Here is a 19,443-nt window from a genome sequence, read left to right on the forward strand (position 1 = left end):
CTGCGCCACAGCCAGTCGGGAAGAAGCGTAAAGAGGTTTCTTGTTGGGGTTGTGTTGTTTGTGGCACAACACCGATCTCTCAACCTGTGCGCACTTCACTCCACGTCGGGAGCGAGGCACACCTGTTATAGGATCAAGCCTTACGGGCAATTAGTATCAGTTAGCTTAACGCATTACTGCGCTTCCACACCTGACCTATCAACGTCCTGGTCTCGAACGACCCTTCAAGGAGCTCGAAGCTCCGGGGAAGTCTCATCTTGAGGCGAGTTTCCCGCTTAGATGCTTTCAGCGGTTATCTCTTCCGAACATAGCTACCCGGCAATGCCACTGGCGTGACAACCGGTACACCAGAGGTTCGTCCACTCCGGTCCTCTCGTACTAGGAGCAGGCCCCCTCAAACTTCCAGCGCCCACGGCAGATAGGGACCAAACTGTCTCACGACGTTTTAAACCCAGCTCACGTACCTCTTTAAATGGCGAACAGCCATACCCTTGGGACCGGCTACAGCCCCAGGATGAGATGAGCCGACATCGAGGTGCCAAACACCGCCGTCGATATGAACTCTTGGGCGGTATCAGCCTGTTATCCCCAGAGTACCTTTTATCCGTTGAGCGATGGCCCTTCCATACAGAACCACCGGATCACTATGACCTGCTTTCGCACCTGTTCGACTTGTCAGTCTCACAGTCAAGCACGCTTATGCCATTGCACTATCAGCACGATTTCCGACCGTACCTAGCGTACCTTCGTACTCCTCCGTTACCCTTTGGGAGGAGACCGCCCCAGTCAAACTGCCTGCCATGCACTGTCCCCGATCCGGATTCACGGACCAGGGTTAGAACCTCAAACAGATCAGGGTGGTATTTCAAGGACGGCTCCACGAGAACTGGCGTTCCCGCTTCACAGCCTCCCACCTATCCTACACAAACCGGTTCAAAGTCCAATGCAAAGCTGCAGTAAAGGTTCATGGGGTCTTTCCGTCTAGCCGCGGGGAGATTGCATCATCACAAACACTTCAACTTCGCTGAGTCTCGGGAGGAGACAGTGTGGCCATCGTTACGCCATTCGTGCAGGTCGGAACTTACCCGACAAGGAATTTCGCTACCTTAGGACCGTTATAGTTACGGCCGCCGTTTACCGGGACTTCAATCAAGAGCTTGCACCCCATCATTTAATCTTCCGGCACCGGGCAGGCGTCACACCCTATACGTCCACTTTCGTGTTTGCAGAGTGCTGTGTTTTTATTAAACAGTCGCAGCCACCAGTTTATTGCAACCCCTTCACCCTTCCGGCGCAGGCCGGTCAAGCTACCAGGGCGTACCTTATCCCGAAGTTACGGTACCAATTTGCCGAGTTCCTTCTCCCGAGTTCTCTCAAGCGCCTTAGAATACTCATCTCGCCCACCTGTGTCGGTTTGCGGTACGGTCAACGTGAAACTGAAGCTTAGAGGCTTTTCCTGGAACCCCTTCCAGTTGCTTCGCTTCCGAAGAAGCTCGCGCCACACCCTTGAATCCTGCGCCCGGATTTGCCAAAGCGCCTTCTCCAATGCAGCGACCGGGACTTCCAACACCCGGACAACCTTCCGCGATCCGTCCCCCCATCGCATTTCACGCCGGTGCAGGAATATTGACCTGCTTCCCATCAGCTACGCATTTCTGCCTCGCCTTAGGGGCCGACTCACCCTACGCCGATGAACGTTGCGTAGGAAACCTTGGGCTTACGGCGAGGGGGCCTTTCACCCCCTTTATCGCTACTCATGTCAGCATTCGCACTTCTGATACCTCCAGCACACCTTCCGGTGCACCTTCGCAGGCTTACAGAACGCTCTCCTACCATGCACATAAATGTGCATCCGCAGCTTCGGTATATGGCTTAGCCCCGTTACATCTTCCGCGCAGGACGACTCGATCAGTGAGCTATTACGCTTTCTTTAAAGGGTGGCTGCTTCTAAGCCAACCTCCTGACTGTTTTAGCCTTCCCACTTCGTTTCCCACTTAGCCATATTTGGGGACCTTAGCTGGCGGTCTGGGTTGTTTCCCTCTTGACACCGGACGTTAGCACCCGATGTCTGTCTCCCGTGATTGCACTCTTCGGTATTCGGAGTTTGCTATGGCGAAGTAATCCGCAATGGACCCTTCAACCATGACAGTGCTCTACCCCCGAAGGTGAGACACGAGGCACTACCTAAATAGTTTTCGGAGAGAACCAGCTATTTCCAGGTTTGTTTAGCCTTTCACCCCTATCCACAGCTCATCCCCTAACTTTTCAACGTTAGTGGGTTCGGTCCTCCAGCACGTGTTACCGTGCCTTCAACCTGGCCATGGATAGATCACCTGGTTTCGGGTCTACACCCAGCGACTAATCGCCCTGTTCGGACTCGCTTTCGCTACGCCTGCCCTATCCGGTTAAGCTCGCCACTGAATGTAAGTCGCTGACCCATTATACAAAAGGTACGCCGTCACCCCTTGCGAGGCTCCGACTGTTTGTATGCATGCGGTTTCAGGATCTGTTTCACTCCCCTCCCGGGGTTCTTTTCGCCTTTCCCTCACGGTACTGGTTCACTATCGGTCGATCACGAGTATTTAGCCTTGGAGGATGGTCCCCCCATCTTCAGACAGGATTTCACGTGTCCCGCCCTACTTGTCGTACACCCAGTTCTTCCAATCTGTTTTCGCCTACGGGGCTATCACCCGCTATGGCCACACTTTCCAGAGTGTTTGGCTAACAGTTCAGATAAAGAGTACAGGCTGATCCCATTTCGCTCGCCACTACTCTGGGAATCTCGGTTGATTTCTTTTCCTGCGGCTACTTAGATGTTTCAGTTCGCCGCGTTCGCTTCACGTAGCCTATGGATTCAGCTACGGATACTCCATACGGAGTGGGTTTCCCCATTCGGACATCCCCGGATCAAAGCTTGTTTGCCAGCTCCCCGGGGCTTTTCGCAGGCTACCGCGTCCTTCATCGCCTGTGATCGCCAAGGCATCCACCACATGCACTTGTTCGCTTGACCCTATAACGGGTGTGTCTCTTTCGTGTTGCCACGTCCGGACTCACTCGCTACAGGCTGAGTTTTCGCGTTGTGCCGTATTCCAAAGCAATCTTTCGATCACTTAAAAAATACTTCGATACAATCACAACCCTGATTCACTTACTGACGCCCATCTCTAGACGCGTTCAGATGAATCTCTTTACTACTTCTTCCTGATTGTTAAAGAACGACAGCCGATACTTTACGTACCGCTCTGACTGGCTCAATCGCCAATGCGTAATACCCGGTTTGTGTTCAAACCGGACACTAGGCATTAAGGATTGGTGGAGGATGACGGGATCGAACCGACGACCCCCTGCTTGCAAAGCAGGTGCTCTCCCAGCTGAGCTAATCCCCCAGTCACATTCTCAAGGGATCTGCCCGTCCACAGACAGTGGTGGGTCTGGATGGATTCGAACCATCGACCCCCGCCTTATCAAGACGGTGCTCTAACCGACTGAGCTACAGACCCCTGAGTCTGTCTTTTCTACAGCCGACAAGTGTGAGCGCTTAACACGCAGTGAGCAGAAAGCTCTGGAAAGGAGGTGATCCAGCCGCACCTTCCGATACGGCTACCTTGTTACGACTTCACCCCAGTCATGAATCCTGCCGTGGTGACCGTCCTCCTTGCGGTTAGACTAGCCACTTCTGGCAAAACCCACTCCCATGGTGTGACGGGCGGTGTGTACAAGACCCGGGAACGTATTCACCGCGGCATGCTGATCCGCGATTACTAGCGATTCCAGCTTCACGCAGTCGAGTTGCAGACTGCGATCCGGACTACGATCGGTTTTCTGGGATTGGCTCCACCTCGCGGCTTGGCAACCCTCTGTTCCGACCATTGTATGACGTGTGAAGCCCTACCCATAAGGGCCATGAGGACTTGACGTCATCCCCACCTTCCTCCGGTTTGTCACCGGCAGTCTCCCCGGAGTGCTCTTGCGTAGCAACTGGGGACAAGGGTTGCGCTCGTTGCGGGACTTAACCCAACATCTCACGACACGAGCTGACGACAGCCATGCAGCACCTGTGTGATGGCTCCCTTTCGGGCACATCCACCTCTCGGCAGACTTCCATCCATGTCAAGGGTAGGTAAGGTTTTTCGCGTTGCATCGAATTAATCCACATCATCCACCGCTTGTGCGGGTCCCCGTCAATTCCTTTGAGTTTTAATCTTGCGACCGTACTCCCCAGGCGGTCAACTTCACGCGTTAGCTACGTTACCAAGCCAATGAAGGCCCGACAACCAGTTGACATCGTTTAGGGCGTGGACTACCAGGGTATCTAATCCTGTTTGCTCCCCACGCTTTCGTGCATGAGCGTCAGTATTGGCCCAGGGGGCTGCCTTCGCCATCGGTATTCCTCCACATCTCTACGCATTTCACTGCTACACGTGGAATTCTACCCCCCTCTGCCATACTCCAGCGATGCAGTCACCAATGCAGTTCCCAGGTTAAGCCCGGGGATTTCACATCGGTCTTACATCACCGCCTGCGCACGCTTTACGCCCAGTAATTCCGATTAACGCTCGCACCCTACGTATTACCGCGGCTGCTGGCACGTAGTTAGCCGGTGCTTATTCTTCCGGTACCGTCATCCCCCCCCGGTATTATCGAAGAGGATTTCTTCCCGGACAAAAGTGCTTTACAACCCGAAGGCCTTCTTCACACACGCGGCATTGCTGGATCAGGGTTGCCCCCATTGTCCAAAATTCCCCACTGCTGCCTCCCGTAGGAGTCTGGGCCGTGTCTCAGTCCCAGTGTGGCTGGTCGTCCTCTCAGACCAGCTACAGATCGTCGGCTTGGTAGGCCTTTACCCCACCAACTACCTAATCTGCCATCGGCCGCCCCTTGAGCGCGAGGTCCGAAGATCCCCCGCTTTCCTCCTCAGAGCGTATGCGGTATTAATCCGGCTTTCGCCGGGCTATCCCCCACTCCAGGACACGTTCCGATGTATTACTCACCCGTTCGCCACTCGCCGCCAGGATTGCTCCCGCGCTGCCGTTCGACTTGCATGTGTAAGGCATGCCGCCAGCGTTCAATCTGAGCCAGGATCAAACTCTTCAGTTCAAACCTGTTACTGTTTTCTGTCCCTCTCGGAACAGGTCGCTCACTCAAAGCTGACAGGTTCTGAATAAATTCAAAAACCTGACTTACTTTAGTGTGAGACTCTTGATACTTGTGCTTTCCGACAGACTCCGAAGAATCCACCGGCCCGCCCACCGCATCAAGCGCCCACACCTGTCGGCTGTAAATTTTTAAAGATCGTTCGCAAAAACGCCGCTAAAACTCATCAACTGCCGGCTTCTTCCTGCGTCGCTGCGTCTGCAGCAGAGAAACGAGATTATGGAGACTGCCGGGTGATCTGTCAACAGGTTTTTTACTTCGCTTAACCTGCCGCCAACCTGCCCACCACCCGGAAGACCCCGGCGCCACAAGGCTTTCGCCCCAGGCTTCCCGTCTCCCCGCGCTCTCGTCGAAAGCGCGAAAGACCGAGATTCTAGTGACCCGGTCCCCTTCTTGCAAGCGGTTTTTTTGACCTGACCATCCGGGTATCGCGCAACGCACCTGCCGATCGTCCAGTCCATCCGGATGAAGTCGATCCCAGACCGGCCTCGCTCTACTATCGCCCCGCTCCACGTCATATAGACATATACGCCTGTCGTGATGCTGCGGCACAAACCGATGGCGCGCACGGAACCGACTAGAATACGAGGTTCTCTGCATTCCAAATCACAGATTTATGCGCTCGCGAATCGCCAAACGCCTTCCTCCAGACGCCGACAAACTCGTCGGCCTGTCGCTCGCCCTGTTCGCCTCGGGCAGCCGCACCGAAGACCGATTCTGGGAGGCCAAGCTTGACACGCTGCTAGCGAAGATCGTGCGCAACGGTAACCAGACGACGCTCGACGCCGCACTCGACCATCTGCAGCAAAACCATCCGGACGCCTACGGCGCCCTGGCGGACATGGCCGAAACGCACAGCGAATCGTTCATCGTCGAGCATGAAGGCGCTCAATACGAGGCGCTGCTCATCGCCGCGCCGGTGCTCGCCTGGACACGCTACGTCATCCCGTCGGGGCCGCTGAAGGCCGACAATTCCGACGCCCTTCGCAACCATCTCCAGGCCCACGTGCTGGCAAACGGTACGCGTGTGGCGATGGCGCCCTACCTCTACAGCATCGACCAGTTGCCGCGCCATCACGTCGAAACCTGGCGCCTCGCCCAGCAGCTTTCGCACGCCGCGTTAGGCGGCGCCGCCGCAAAGATCAGTTCCGGCGAACTGCCCGAGACATCCCCCATCCTCGCCGACCCGCGCTTCCTGCTCGCCGTTGTGGCAGCACCGGTCGGCGCCCCGCTCTTCCGCTGGCAGGAAGAGGAGCACAGTTCGCGCATCGAGCGCGGCCAGTGCCTCGAACAGTGGGCAACCCAGGGCGGCGCCAATCTCGCCGTCGTGATGCCGGGCTGCGAGTTCGAATGTCTGCTGCCGGACGCGTATTACTCGGCCTGCCGCGACGCCGACGAGCGTGTACGCCCTCACACGATCCGCACGGCTGTCCGTTACCTGCTCGACACGATCGGCGGCGGCGCGCAAGACCTGCGCGCAGTTGTCGCGGGCTTCGGTGAGCGTCGCATCGACGAATATCGCATCGGCTTCACGCGCCGCGGCAGCAACGACGTCCTCTACGGTGTCGTCTGGCCGCTGTACGGGCGTGAAAACGGCGACGCCGAGATCGACGAGGAACCGACAGAAGAAGGCGCCGGCAGCGGTCCGCTCGAGGAAATCGTGGCGCTGCTGAAGGAGTCGGGCATCACCGAGATTCGCCGTCATGCCGGCCGCTTCGAGCCGGAATATTGCGACGACTGCGGCGTACCGCTCTATGCAGACCCGCTCGGCGAGATAGTCCACGCCGAGATGCCAGAAGATGCTGAGCCCGTGCAGCCACATTTCCACTAAGAAACACGTCATATTCCTACCCGGTCCCGCCTGTGCGCGGGACTTTTTTTTGCCATTTGTCTTATGCCATCTGGACAGGCCGCCACGCTGCAAGCTTTTTGTCATCATGGCGACGTGGTTCCTCGCCAAGCGGCGTGCCCAGTAAATGCGCTGTGCATTCATTTCGAGAGGGCCTCAAAAACAGGAGGGCTTGTCCATGCGGTTCGCAGTATTTAATCCGGATGCCGAACGGCGCGAAGGGCTCAAGGCCCTGCTTAGGCAAATCGACCGTCGCGCACGCTTTAACGATGCTCCCGACTGGCGCAGTGCCGAGCGCGCCATGCAGCGTTTCGCACCGGATCTGTTCGTGGTCGACTGGCATGCCGGCATTCGCGCGGGAGAGCTCCGGAATTTCGCGAATCGCTACCGTAGCCTGCCGATTGCGGTCATCGTGGACGCAGAAACGCCCCCCACCGCGGTCCGCGACCTGCTCGCGGAAGGCGCACGCGGGATCATCCGTCGGACTACCGATTCAATTTTGATCGTCAAGCTGCTCGAACTCATCCTGCTTGGCGGCAACCATCTACCGGCCGATGTCCTCGCCGCGCCATGGCCGTCGCCGCAGCCGGCGCAACAGCCGGCGAGAAGCGACACGACGACGCGCCCTCGCCGCCCCGTGGTCCACCTGTCGCCGCGTCAGCAGCAGATTCTCCGTTGCGTCCACATGGGCAGCACGAACAAGATGATCGCCCGAGCCCTCGGCATTAGCGAAGGCACCGTCAAGATCCACCTGACCAGCATCTTCCAGCAGCTTGGCGCACCCAACCGGGCGGCGGCCGTCGCGATCTACAACGGTCTGCTCGCGAACCAGCTCGAGGTGCTGCGTGTCCAGATGGACCGCGCGCCCAAACCCATGCACGGCGAGCATGGCCCTATGCCGCTGCGGCCGCGCGAAACCGATTCGTTCCGGTACCCGTTGCTGACAGGCGACACCGCGCCGCCGCTGGCGATGGCTGCGGAACCCGATTGTCCGTGGGGAGAAACCGGGTTAGCGCAGTGCAGCGAGCCTGGCCTCGACAGCGACGGCGCCGACGACAATCCACCGGGGCCACCCTGCGCACACGTTTTGTCATCCAACGAGTAATATGAAGCCATGGGGTTCCTGTATACGCCGCTTCCGCTGTGGGTCGTCATCGGTGGGTGGATTGCCGCCGTGGGCCTGCTCGCGCTCGCGGTATGGAACAACCCGTTCAAGCGTCTCCAGGACGCTACGCTCCAGCACGTATGGCTCGCGATCGTCGTAGCCGTATCCGTGCTGTGGGCGAGCAATGCATGGCTCGAAGACGGCACCGTGCTGCATCTGCTCGGCGCAACGCTCGTCGTGACGCTGTTCGACTGGGACCTCGCACTCGTTGCGATGGCGGCGGTCGTCGCACTCGCGGCGCTCGTCTTCGACACGCCCTGGGACGGCGTCGCGCTCAGCTTCCTCGTATTCGGCGCCTTTCCGGTCGGAGTTTCGGCTTTGCTGCAACGAGCCTGCATCGCGTGGCTGCCGCGCAATCTCTTTATGTTTATCGTAGGTCAAGGCTTCGTCTCTCCGGCGATTGCCGTGGCCTGCGCAGCGTATCTCGCGCTCGGTACTCATATCGCCCTGAACGGCGACTCGATGGTCGTCGTGCCGGTCGGTTATGCCTTCAGCGTGTTCCTGCTGGCATCCGGCGAGGCCTGGTTCACTGGCATGGCTACGGCATTGATCGCCGTCTATCGACCGGCCTGGGTCACGACCTACGACGTGCGGCGATACCGGCTAGGCGGTCCACGCACCTGAGAACGCCCTCCGAAGATCAGGTCGTCTCTGCGCTACACACCAGTCTTCGCATCGCGCGTAGCGCCGCAGCACGAAGCGGTCTCGTGCACACCGTCCCGGCGACGGCACGGCCTTACGTAGGCACAAAATAATTGTTTCAGAATTGAACTCGCCCACGCATCGCAAGCTCTTATTGAGCCTGACGTCCCACCCCGCTTCGACATTAACCAGATGGACCGCAATTCCGCATCTCGCCGGTTGCTGACAATGGCCGGCCGACTGGCAGCATGCGCCGCAAGCCTCGCGCTTGCCCTCGCACTGCCCGCCAAGGCCGATCAACTCGATCAGCACAACGACCTGGTCAACACCTACATCAACCAGATGCATGCCGATCCGCTGGTCGCCGACTGCGCCGCGCATGGCAACTTCGTCGCCAGCACCTCGACGGCGCTCGACCACGTCGAGTTTCCCCCCTCGTCGTTCGATACCGCCCATGCCACCGTCACCCCATGGAACGATTCGTTCGACGAAGGTAAGCAGCGCGTGAAGGTCGATACGATCGTGACGGTCGACGGCATCGGGATTCCGCACGATAGCGACGCTTCGCCCTACGACCTCAAGTTCCGCTGCGGCTACGTGGGCAATCAGATGCTCGCCTTCAGCTGGAACGACCCCGTACCGCCGGCGCGCGCTCGTGCGGAGACCGGCGGGTCGTCGCACAGCAATGCGCACGGGCATGGCAAGCACTCAACGAAGAAGTCGACGGGCAAGACTTCGAAAAAAGGCACATCGAACAAGTCGAGCCGCAAGCCGGGTTCGTCCTCGAAGAAGACAACCGCGAAAAAGACAGCCTCGAAAAAGACAACGACGGCCCAATAACCGCCCACCGGCGCGGGCCAGCAAAAAGGGGGAAGCGACCTGGATCGCTTCCCCCTTTTCTCGTCTACCCCGCTCGTTACGCGAACGTCTCGACGTGATGCAGGATGGCCTGCAGCATCGCTGCGCCAAGCGCGGCGCTGCGCTCGCCATTCCAGCCCACGCGCTCGTCCGGCAGGTTGGCGTTGTCCTTGAACGGCATCTCCAGCGTCAGCGAAAGGCAGCCGTAGCGGTGGCCGATGTATTTGGACGCGAGCTTGAGCGCGTCCTCCCGGTAGCGGCTCGACTCGTAGCCGTGCTGGTCCTGAAAGTCAGGGCTCGCGATCTTGAACGCGTCGATAAACGCCTTTTGTTCGACACGCTGCTGCCCGGTGAAGCCCGGCAGCATCTCCGAACCGGCAACGAATACGTACGGCAGCGACTCGTCGCCATGGATGTCGAAGAAGAGATCGACGCCCGTGGCCTCGATCGCCTCTCGCACCACCAGCACCTCCGGGCTGCGCTGCGCGTCCGGCTCCATCCATTCGCGGTTCAGGTTCGCCCCGGCTGCATTCGTGCGCAGGTTGCCGTGCACGCTGCCATCGGGGTTCATGTTCGGCACGATGTGGAACACCGCGCGGTCGTAGAGCTTGCGCGCCACCGGGTCGCCCGCCCAGTCGCCCCAACCGGCGAGCCGCTTCACGAGCCCTTCGACGAACCACTCGGCCATCGTTTCTCCCGGATGCTGGCGCGCGATGATCCAGACCGTCTTCTTCGGCTTGCCGTCCGGTGTGGTGTCGCCCGCCGTGCCGAGCGTGAGCAGCGACATGGGCCGCCCCTCTCCCGTCTGGCCGAGTTCGGTCAGCGTGGCATGAGGCAGTTGCTGCAGTGCGCCGAGGAACTCCGAATGACGCTCCTCGCTGTACGGCTCGAAGTACGCGTAATAGACGCGATCGAAATCGGGCGTATGGTCGATCGTGAGCTTCTGGCCGTCGTACGAAGTCGGCACGCGGAACCAGTTCACGCGGTCGTAGCTCGCCGCCGCCTGGTAATTGCGCCATCCCTCCGGAAATGCGCAGGCCGCCGCGTTCTCGAACGTCATCACGCAGCGCTCGCCGCGCGCGCCCGAGAGCCGGAAGTAGAACCACTGCGCGAACTCCGACTGATTGTCGGAGCGCACACGCAGGCGGATATCGTCGGCGCGTCCGCACGACAGGACTTCGATCGCGCCGGCGTCGAACTGGCTGGTAATGGCTAGGGTCATGACGGTTCCTCTCGCTTATTCGGCAATGCGCCGGCGAAATATCCAGGTCGAGTCGTTGGATGCATCGGCATCGAATGCGTAGCCTTCGGCGTCGAAACCCTTGAGCGCCTGAGGCTCCGAGATGCGATGCTCGACCGCATAGCGCGCCATCAGGCCGCGCGCACGCTTTGCGTGGAAGCTGATGACCTTGTAGCGGCCACCCTTCCAGTCCTCGAACACCGGTGTGATAACCGGCGCCGCCAGCTTCTTGGGCTTGACCGACTTGAAATACTCGTTCGACGCGCAGTTCACGAGCACGCGCGCACCCTTCGTACGCCGGGCGTTATGGTCGAACTGGGCGTTCAGTGCGTGGGTGATGCGCTCGCCCCAGAAGGCATAAAGATCCTTGCCGCGCGCATTCTCGAAACGCGTGCCCATTTCGAGGCGATAAGGCTGCAGCAGGTCGAGCGGGCGCAGCAGACCGTAGAGGCCCGAGAGCACGCGCACGTGCTGCTGTGCGTAGTCGAGATCGGCGGCGGAGAGCGAGCGGGCCTGAAAGCCCTCGTACACATCGCCGTTGAACGCGAGCACGGCCTGCTTCGCGTTGGCCTGGCTGAACTGTTTCGACCAGTCGGCGTAACGCTGGAAATTCAGCCGTGCGAGCGGATCGGATAGGCTCATGAGCGTGCCGATCTGCTGCGGCGAAAGACGGCGCAGGCCGTCGATCAGTTCGGCCGCGTCGTCGACGAAGTCGGGAATCGTGTGGGTTTCGACGTGCGCCGGCGTGTCATAGTCGAGCGATTTGGCCGGCGACAGAACGATTATCATAGAGCGCTTGCAATGTCCAAAGGCGAAAGCCCGATTGTAGCGAATGTCCAGAATGACCGGTTTTCCGCCCCAGGCGCCCGCCCACGCCATCTCGGTAGTCCTCGATTCGAATGTGTGGATCGACATCCTCGTGTTCGACGATCCGCATACGCGTCCGATACGCGCCGGCCTTGAAAGCGGTGCGCTTGGCGCCGTGATCGACGCACGCTGCCTCGCCGAACTCGCGTATGTCCTCGACTACCCCCAGTTCGCAGGACGCGGCATCGAAAAGGCCGACGCGCTCGCCGCCATCTCGCGCCTCGCGCGTGAAATCGTGCCGCCCGCGCTCCCCGACGACGCGCGGCCCCTGCCGCAATGCCGCGACCGGGACGACCAGAAGTTTCTCGAACTCGCGCGCGCGAGCGGCGCGGCCTGGCTCGTCTCGAAGGATCGCGCCGTGCTCAAGCTCGCGCGGCGCATGGCGCGCGACTTCGGCTTTCGCGTGGCAACGCCTGGCGTCTTCGTTGCCGAAACGGGGCTTGAAGCAGGATTTGAAGCGGGACTTGAAGCGAGGCTCGACGGCACCGGAACCGACGCTACCTGAAGCCAGTCAACGGGCACTCCCGGAACAAGCGCAGGACACCCGCACGAACCCGCGCCGATTTGCCTAAAATCAGACTTTCCCGCTCAACCCAGACCCACTGCCCGTCCGCGCCATGAACGCACCGCACTCGTCGAACGAATCGCCCGCCACGCCGCTCACGCCCTCATTTCCTTCGCGTCTGCCGAACGTCGGCACGACGATCTTCACGGTGATGAGCGCGCTCGCCGCTGAAAAGGGCGCAGTCAATCTGGGCCAGGGCTTTCCCGACTTCGACTGCGACACGCGCATCGTCGATGCCGTCGCGCAGGCCATGCGCAGCGGCCACAACCAGTACCCGCCGATGGCGGGCGTGCCGACGCTGCGCGAAGCCATCGCCGACAAGATCGCCCAGGTGTACGGCCGTCGCTACGACGCGGCGAGCGAGATCACGGTGACGGCAGGCGCGACCCAGGCGATCCTCACGGCGATCTTGTGCGCGGTTCACCCCGGCGACGAAGTGATCGTAGTCGAGCCGACCTACGACAGCTATCTGCCGTCGATCGAGCTCGCGGGCGGCAAGCCCGTATTCGTCACGCTGGAGGCGCCCGACTACGCCATTCCGTTCGACCGCCTGGCCGCCGCCATCACGCCGAAGACGCGCCTCATCCTCATCAACACGCCGCACAACCCGACGGGCACCGTATGGCGCGCCGAGGACATGCGCAAGCTCGAAGCCATCGTGCGCGGCACCAGCGTGCTGATCCTCTCCGACGAAGTCTACGAACACATGGTCTACGACGGCGCGCCGCACGAGAGCGTCGCGCGCTATCCAGAACTGGCGGCGCGCAGCTTCATCGTGTCGAGCTTCGGCAAGACCTATCACGTAACCGGCTGGAAAGTGGGGTACGTCGCCGCGCCCGCGCCGCTCACCGCGGAATTCCGCAAGGTCCATCAGTTCAACGTGTTCACGGTGAACACGCCGATGCAGGTGGGTCTTGCGCAGTATCTGCGCGACCCGAAGCCGTATCTGGAGTTGCCGGCGTTCTATCAGAAGAAGCGCGATTTCTTCCGCGCAGGCCTCGCGAACACACGCTTCAAACTGCTGCCGTGCGAGGGCACGTACTTCCAGTGCGTCGATTACTCGGCGATCAGCAGCCTTTCCGAAGCCGAGTTCTCGAAGTGGCTCACGACCGAGATCGGCGTGGCCGCGATCCCCGTGTCGGCGTTTTATCGCGAGCCGCACGAATCGGGCGTCGTGCGCTTTTGCTTCGCAAAGCAGGAAAGCACGCTCGCGGCCGCGCTCGAACGGCTCGCGCGGCTCTAACGGCATCCATGCGCGATGAATCCGCGGACGACATGGCGTTCCCGATCATCGCGCGACGCAGCGAGGCGCTGCGCACGCGAGGCGCACCGCGTACGCCTCGCGACCGTTGCACTGCCGTTACGAGTTCGCGTCGATATACGCCTTGCGATCCGCGTTGACGCGCTGCGCCGACGGCCGCTCACCCACCAGCTGCGCGTACGGCTTCCAGTCGATGCCGGCCTCGACCACCATATCCTCGCCATAGACCCGCTGCGTCGCCCTCGCGACGAGCGGCAAGCTCACGTAGGCCGCCGTGTCGACCACGCCGAACCGCTCGCCCGCCACATACGGCGTGAACTTCGCGAGACGCCTGAAGGCCGCGAGATAGCGGCGCAGACGCTTTTGCGCCGTCGCCTTGACCTCGTCGCTCACCTTGCCGCCGAAGAACGCCTCGCTGTAGAGTTCGCGCGCTTCGAGTTCAAGGTGCGTTTCGACGAAGGTGATCAGTTCGCGCTCCTTCGCGGCCTCCCACAGATCCGCGGAGAAAATCCGCTTCTCGGGGTAGCGTGCGTTCAGATATTCGACGATGACCGCCGATTCGCACAGAAAGCCATGCTCCGTTTCGACGAACGGCACCTTTCCTGCGGGCGAGTGCGCAAGCAAGGCCTCGTCGAGCGGGAGCTTGTTGAAAACTTCCTCGAAGGGAATACCGTGCTCGAGCAGCACGAGCTTGACCTTGTTGTAGTAGTTCGAGAGCGCGAATCCATGCAGCTTGATCATCCTCATTCCTCCTTGGGGTCAGGCGACTGCCGATACAACGTCGCCGATCTGTTTTCGTGAAAATGTACGACCGTGCTATTCTAGGACAATCATGGAGCGAAGTTTCTAATGGCTTCCCATCATTTCAACATTGAGACACCTGGCAAAGCCAACGAACCGAACGAGGCCCGCGTATGAGCGCCGAACTCCGCAGTGCACGGCCGCAAGGCCATGAATCGACGCTCGTCCTGACGCTGTCGAATCCCGGCGCGCGCAATGCGCTGCATCCCGACATGTACGCCGCCGCCATCGAAGCGTTCGACGCCGCCGAGCGCGATGCCTCGCTGCGCGCGATCGTGCTGACCGGCGCCGATCATTTCTTCTGTGCAGGCGGCAATCTGAACCGCCTGCTCGAAAACCGCGCGAAAGATCCGTCGGTGCAGGCCGCCAGCATCGACACGCTCGCGAGCTGGGTCACGGCGATGCGCCAGTGCAGCAAGCCGATCATCGCCGCGGTGGAAGGCGCGGCGGCGGGCGCCGGCTTCTCGCTGGCGCTGGCCGCCGACCTCGTCGTCGCCGCCGAAGACGCGAAGTTCGTCATGTCGTATTCGCGCGTGGGCCTCACGCCCGACGGCGGCGGCTCGTGGTTCCTCGCACGCGCGCTGCCCCGTGCGCTCGCGACCGAACTGATGCTGGAGGCCAAGCCGATCGGCGCGGCGCGCCTGGCGGAGCTCGGCGTCGTGAACCGTCTCGCGAAGCCGCACGGAGCGCTCGACGCCGCGCTGGCCTGGGCCGACGACCTCGCGAAGGTCTCGCCGAACTCGGCCGCGCGCATCAAAGGCCTCGTCAATGCGGCGGAAACCCAGCCGCTTGCCGACCAGCTCCTTGCCGAGCGCGAGAGCTTCGTCGCCTCGCTGCATCATCGCGACGGGCTGGAAGGCATTACGGCGTTCCTCGAAAAACGTGCTCCAGTCTACAAGTAAATGAGCGGCTTCCAGATGCCCACGCGCCGGCGCATTTTTCTGATGCGGCATGGCGACGTCACCTACTTCGACGGCTCGGGCCGCGCGATCGACCCCGACACGGTGCCGCTCAACGAAAACGGCCGCGCTCAGGCAACGGCCGCCGGCCGGGCGTTCGCGTCGCAGAACGTGCGCTTCGACCGCGTGATCGTGAGCGGCCTCAGGCGCACGGTCGAGACGGCACAGCTTGTGCTCGCCGAAACGGGTCAGCAGATCGAGCTCGAAGTCCAGCCGGCGTGGGAAGAGATACACGGCGGACGTCTTGCCGAGATCCCGCCCGACGAAGTGGAGAGCGCCTTCCTGCGCGTATTCGAAGGCATCGTGCCTGAAACCACGCGTTTTCTGGGCGGCGAAACGGTGGGCGAGCTGCTCGACCGCGTGCTGCCCGAAGTCGCGAAGCTGCGCGCCGATCCGTCCTGGGACACCGCGCTGCTCGTGCTGCACGGCGGCGTGAACCGCGCGATCCTTTCGCATGCGCTCACGGCGGGAGGCCGCACGTTCTTCGGACATCTGGCGCAGGCCACCGGCTGCATCAATGCGCTCGACGTCGGCTCGGCGCCCGCAGACTGGGTCGTGCGCCTGCTCAATTTCTCGCCGCCGTCGCCGCTCCATCGCGACGTGCGCAACACCTCGATGGAAATGCTCTACGCGCAATTTTTGCGCTACCGCCCACAGGGCTAGCGCTCGGCGCCCGAACAGCATAAGGGAGACAGACATGGCGCAAGCCACCCCGGATGGAGACGCCCCGAAGCAACCCGACTACTCGGCATTCGAGGGCACGCGCCCCGTCGCCGAACGCCAGCGCTTCGACACCGAGGCGCTCGCCGCCTGGCTGGCCGCCCACGTCGATGGGTTCGCCGGGCCGTTGACGGTCGAACAGTTCGCCGGCGGCCAGTCGAATCCCACTTTCAAGCTCGTCACGCCAACGCGCACCTATGTGATGCGCGCCAAGCCGGGGCCGAAGGCCAGGCTGCTGCCGTCGGCGCACGCCATCGAGCGCGAATACCGCGTGATGGCCGCGCTCGGCAACACCGACGTGCCCGTCGCCAGGATGCTCGCGCTGTGCGAAGACGAAGCCGTGATCGGCCGCGCGTTCTACGTGATGGAATTCGTCGAGGGCCGCGTGCTGTGGGACCAGTCGCTGCCCGGCATGACGCGCGCGGAACGCGCGGCGATCTACGAGGAAATGAACCGGGTGATCGCCGCGCTGCACAACGTGAAGCCGGAGGCAATCGGGCTCGGCGATTACGGCAAGCCCGGCAATTATTTCGCACGCCAGATCGATCGCTGGAGCCGCCAGTATCAAGCGTCGGAGACCGAACCGATCGAGGCAATGCATCGCCTGATCGAGTGGCTGCCGCAGCACATGCCCGACGATACGGGCTCGCGCATCTCGGTCGTGCACGGCGACTACCGGCTCGACAACCTGATCTTCCACCCCACCGAGCCGCGCGTGCTCGCCGTGCTCGACTGGGAGCTCTCGACACTGGGCGACCCGCTTGCCGACTTCTCGTACCACTGCATGGCCTGGCACGTCGATCCGGCGCAGTTTCGCGGCATAGGCGGACTCGACTGGGCCGCGCTCGGCATTCCGGACGAAGAGGACTACGTACGGCGCTATCGCGAGCGTACCGGCCTCGAGATTCGTGGTGACTGGAACTTCTACCTGGCCTACAACATGTTCCGCATCGCCGCGATCCTGCAGGGCATCATGAAACGCGTGGTGGACGGCACGGCGGCGAGCGCCCAGGCCGCCGACGCAGGCAGCCGCGCGCGGCCGATGGCGGAACTCGCGTGGCACTACGCGCAGCAGGTCCGTTGACACCGCGATACCGATAGCGGCACGACAGCTCATTTCAAGGCGAGGTCACAGATGAACTTCGATTACACCCCGAAAGTTGAGGCACTGCGCAAGAGACTGCTCGCGTTTTTCGACGAGCACATTTACCCGAACGAGTCCGTCTATCACGCGGAAGTCGAGCGCAATCGCGCGAACGGCAACGCGTGGGTGCCGACGGAAATCGTCGAGAAGCTGAAGATCAAGGCGCGCGAAGCGGACCTGTGGAACCTGTTCCTGCCCGATTCGACGCGAGGCGCCGGCCTGACGAACCTGGAGTACGCGCCGCTGTGTGAAATCATGGGCCGCGTGTACTGGGCGCCGGAGGTGTTCAACTGCAGCGCGCCCGACACGGGCAACATGGAGACCATCGAGCGCTACGGCACCGAGGAACACAAGCGCCAGTGGCTCCAGCCGCTGCTGGAAGGACAGATCCGCTCGGCGTTCCTGATGACGGAGCCCGACGTCGCCTCGTCCGACGCGACCAACATCCAGACCCGCATCGAACGTGACGGCGACGAGTACGTGATCAACGGCACGAAGTGGTGGTCGTCGGGCGCCGGCGACCCGCGCTGCGCGATCTACATCCTGATGGGCAAGACCGATCCCGAGGGGCCGCGCCACGCGCAGCAGTCGATGATCCTCGTGCCGGCCGACACCGCCGGCATCACCGTGCGCCGCCCGCTGACGGTGTTCGGCTACGACGACGCCCCGCACGGCCACATGGAGATCGCGCTCGAAAACGTCCGAGTGCCCGCCTCGAACATCCTGCTGGGCGAAGGCCGCGGCTTCGAGATCGCTCAGGGGCGTCTCGGGCCGGGCCGCATCCATCACTGCATGCGCCTGATCGGCCTCGCCGAGCGCGCGCTCGAACTGATGGCGAAGCGCGCGTTGACGCGTGTGGCGTTCGGCAAGCCGGTGGCCCAGCAGACGGTCACGCAGGAACGCATTGCCGAGGCGCGCTGCATGATCGACCAGGCGCGCCTCCTCACGCTCAAGACCGCGTACATGATGGACACGGTCGGCAACAAGGGCGCGCGCGGAGAGATCGCGATGATCAAGGTGGTGGCGCCGAACATGGCCTGCCAGGTAATCGACTGGGCGATGCAGGTGCACGGCGCGGCGGGTGTGAGCGGGGACTTCCCGCTCGCCTACGCGTACGCCTCGGCGCGCACGCTGCGTTTCGCGGACGGTCCCGATGAGGTCCACCGCAATGCCATCGCCAAGCTCGAACTGGCGAGGCATATGGACGCCGATGCCGCCTCGCGCGTCGAGATGCCGGTCACGCGGTCCTGAAGCGGCGCCCCGCCTGCCCGGCTGCGATCTGTGCGCCGGGCGGGCGCCGTGATCCCCACGGTCATTGCCCATTCGGCCGATGGCCCTGACGTCAACGCGGACTCCTGTTCGCCCTCGGCAGCGCCCGCCGAACTATGCTAATTTCCGCGAGATCCGGCGAGGCGCCAAAGGCACGCCCGCCGCCCTTCTATCGCGCCATGGAGCCACGATGATCGACGTCTACAGTTGGGCCACGCCGAACGGCCACAAAGTCCACATCATGCTGGAAGAGACCGGCCTGGCGTACCGGGTGCATCCGGTCGATATCGGCGCGGGCGACCAGTTCCAGCCGGACTTCCTCGCCATCAGCCCGAACAACAAGATTCCGGCGATCGTCGATACGGAAGGTCCGGCGCGCGAGGACGGCAAGCCGTTTTCGCTGTTCGAATCGGGCGCCATCCTCATCTATCTCGCCGCGAAGACCGGCAAGTTCATGCCCGAGGATCTCGCCGCGCGCTACGACGTGCTGCAGTGGGTGATGTTCCAGATGGGTGGCCTCGGGCCGATGCTCGGTCAGGCGCACCACTTCCGCATTTACGCGCCGGAGAAGATCGAGTACGCCGTCAATCGCTACACGAACGAAGCCAAGCGGCTCTACAACGTGATGGATACGCAGCTCGGCAAGACCGAATATCTGGCAGGCAATGAGTACACCATCGCCGATATCGCCGCGTTCCCGTGGACGCGTTCGTGGCAAAACCAGGGCATCGACCTCGACGCGCTGCCGAACGTGAAGCGCTGGCACGAAGCCATTGCGGCGCGCCCGGCGGTCAAGCGCGGCGTCGAGGTGCTGGCTTCGGCGCGCAAGCCGATTACCGACGACAAGGCACGCGAGGTCTTGTTCGGCGCGACGCAGTACAAGAAGCACTGAGCACCGCGCGCGCAAACGGACTCTGCAAAAAAGGGGCGCCCGGCCTTCACGGCCGGA

14 protein-coding genes, 2 tRNA genes and 2 rRNA genes are annotated in these 19,443 nt (G+C 61.8%); 11 read left to right on the plus strand and 7 right to left on the minus strand.

Features of this window, described 5'->3' with window-relative positions:
- Positions 1–129: 129 nt before the first annotated feature.
- From WJ542_RS15415 to WJ542_RS15430, 4 genes are all read right to left on the minus strand, one after another.
- Positions 130–3,010 (minus strand): 23S ribosomal RNA (locus WJ542_RS15415).
- A gap of 300 nt (positions 3,011–3,310) precedes the next feature.
- Positions 3,311–3,386 (minus strand) — tRNA-Ala (locus tag WJ542_RS15420).
- A 37-nt stretch (positions 3,387–3,423) separates the two neighbouring features.
- Positions 3,424–3,500 (minus strand) — tRNA-Ile (locus WJ542_RS15425).
- A 66-nt stretch (positions 3,501–3,566) separates the two neighbouring features.
- Positions 3,567–5,097: ribosomal RNA gene (locus WJ542_RS15430) — 16S ribosomal RNA — on the minus strand.
- Together the 16S and 23S rRNA genes with 2 tRNA genes alongside form the textbook arrangement of a ribosomal RNA operon.
- Positions 5,098–5,770: 673 nt before the next feature.
- Here WJ542_RS15430 and WJ542_RS15435 point away from each other — a divergent pair.
- The 4 genes from WJ542_RS15435 (at position 5,771) to WJ542_RS15450 (ending at position 9,650) form a co-directional block, all read left to right on the plus strand.
- On the plus strand, positions 5,771–6,985 hold the full coding sequence (locus tag WJ542_RS15435; RefSeq protein ID WP_411190069.1) for a DUF2863 family protein: 1,215 nt from the start codon (positions 5,771–5,773) through the stop codon (positions 6,983–6,985).
- 196 nt (positions 6,986–7,181) lie between these two features.
- Positions 7,182–8,108 (plus strand): helix-turn-helix transcriptional regulator, encoded by a 927-nt coding sequence (locus tag WJ542_RS15440; RefSeq protein ID WP_411190070.1) that lies wholly within the window; start codon positions 7,182–7,184, stop codon positions 8,106–8,108.
- A gap of 9 nt (positions 8,109–8,117) precedes the next feature.
- Positions 8,118–8,792, plus strand: a complete 675-nt coding sequence (locus WJ542_RS15445) for an energy-coupling factor ABC transporter permease (RefSeq protein WP_411190071.1) — start codon at positions 8,118–8,120, stop codon at positions 8,790–8,792.
- Between the two features lie 210 nt (positions 8,793–9,002).
- Positions 9,003–9,650 carry a BspC domain-containing protein gene (locus WJ542_RS15450; protein WP_411190072.1) on the plus strand — a complete coding sequence of 216 codons (648 nt, stop codon included), beginning with the start codon at positions 9,003–9,005 and terminating at the stop codon, positions 9,648–9,650.
- 76 nt (positions 9,651–9,726) lie between these two features.
- Here WJ542_RS15450 and WJ542_RS15455 read toward each other — a convergent pair whose 3' ends face one another.
- Together WJ542_RS15455 and yaaA are read right to left on the minus strand one after the other, a co-directional pair.
- The gene (locus WJ542_RS15455; protein WP_411190073.1) at positions 9,727–10,890 is read right to left on the minus strand and encodes a M14 family metallopeptidase; all 1,164 of its coding nucleotides are present in this window, start codon (positions 10,888–10,890) and stop codon (positions 9,727–9,729) included.
- A 15-nt stretch (positions 10,891–10,905) separates the two neighbouring features.
- Positions 10,906–11,697, minus strand: a complete 792-nt coding sequence (yaaA, locus tag WJ542_RS15460; protein ID WP_411190074.1) for a peroxide stress protein YaaA — start codon at positions 11,695–11,697, stop codon at positions 10,906–10,908.
- 52 nt (positions 11,698–11,749) lie between these two features.
- On the opposite strand from yaaA, the gene WJ542_RS15465 reads away from it, so the two are divergent.
- Complete coding sequence (locus WJ542_RS15465; protein WP_411190579.1) at positions 11,750–12,280, plus strand: putative toxin-antitoxin system toxin component, PIN family; 531 nt, start codon at positions 11,750–11,752, stop codon at positions 12,278–12,280.
- A 112-nt stretch (positions 12,281–12,392) separates the two neighbouring features.
- Positions 12,393–13,583: a pyridoxal phosphate-dependent aminotransferase gene (locus tag WJ542_RS15470; RefSeq protein WP_411190075.1), complete on the plus strand. Its 1,191-nt coding sequence runs from the start codon at positions 12,393–12,395 to the stop codon at positions 13,581–13,583.
- Positions 13,584–13,700: 117 nt separating this feature from the next.
- Here WJ542_RS15470 and WJ542_RS15475 read toward each other — a convergent pair whose 3' ends face one another.
- Positions 13,701–14,342 carry a glutathione S-transferase family protein gene (locus tag WJ542_RS15475; RefSeq protein ID WP_411190076.1) on the minus strand — a complete coding sequence of 214 codons (642 nt, stop codon included), beginning with the start codon at positions 14,340–14,342 and terminating at the stop codon, positions 13,701–13,703.
- Positions 14,343–14,515: 173 nt separating this feature from the next.
- On the opposite strand from WJ542_RS15475, the gene WJ542_RS15480 reads away from it, so the two are divergent.
- From WJ542_RS15480 to WJ542_RS15500, 5 genes are all read left to right on the plus strand, one after another.
- Positions 14,516–15,304: an oxepin-CoA hydrolase, alternative type gene (locus WJ542_RS15480; protein ID WP_411190077.1), complete on the plus strand. Its 789-nt coding sequence runs from the start codon at positions 14,516–14,518 to the stop codon at positions 15,302–15,304.
- Positions 15,305–16,024: a histidine phosphatase family protein gene (locus WJ542_RS15485; RefSeq protein WP_411190078.1), complete on the plus strand. Its 720-nt coding sequence runs from the start codon at positions 15,305–15,307 to the stop codon at positions 16,022–16,024. It begins immediately after the preceding gene.
- 34 nt (positions 16,025–16,058) lie between these two features.
- Complete coding sequence (locus tag WJ542_RS15490; RefSeq protein WP_411190079.1) at positions 16,059–17,165, plus strand: phosphotransferase; 1,107 nt, start codon at positions 16,059–16,061, stop codon at positions 17,163–17,165.
- Positions 17,166–17,216: 51 nt separating this feature from the next.
- Complete coding sequence (locus WJ542_RS15495; RefSeq protein ID WP_411190080.1) at positions 17,217–18,476, plus strand: acyl-CoA dehydrogenase family protein; 1,260 nt, start codon at positions 17,217–17,219, stop codon at positions 18,474–18,476.
- A gap of 208 nt (positions 18,477–18,684) precedes the next feature.
- Positions 18,685–19,386, plus strand: a complete 702-nt coding sequence (locus WJ542_RS15500; protein ID WP_411190081.1) for a glutathione binding-like protein — start codon at positions 18,685–18,687, stop codon at positions 19,384–19,386.
- Positions 19,387–19,443 lie beyond the last annotated feature (57 nt).

This window comes from Paraburkholderia yinzeri (assembly GCF_046581065.1).
Lineage (GTDB): Bacteria > Pseudomonadota > Gammaproteobacteria > Burkholderiales > Burkholderiaceae > Paraburkholderia.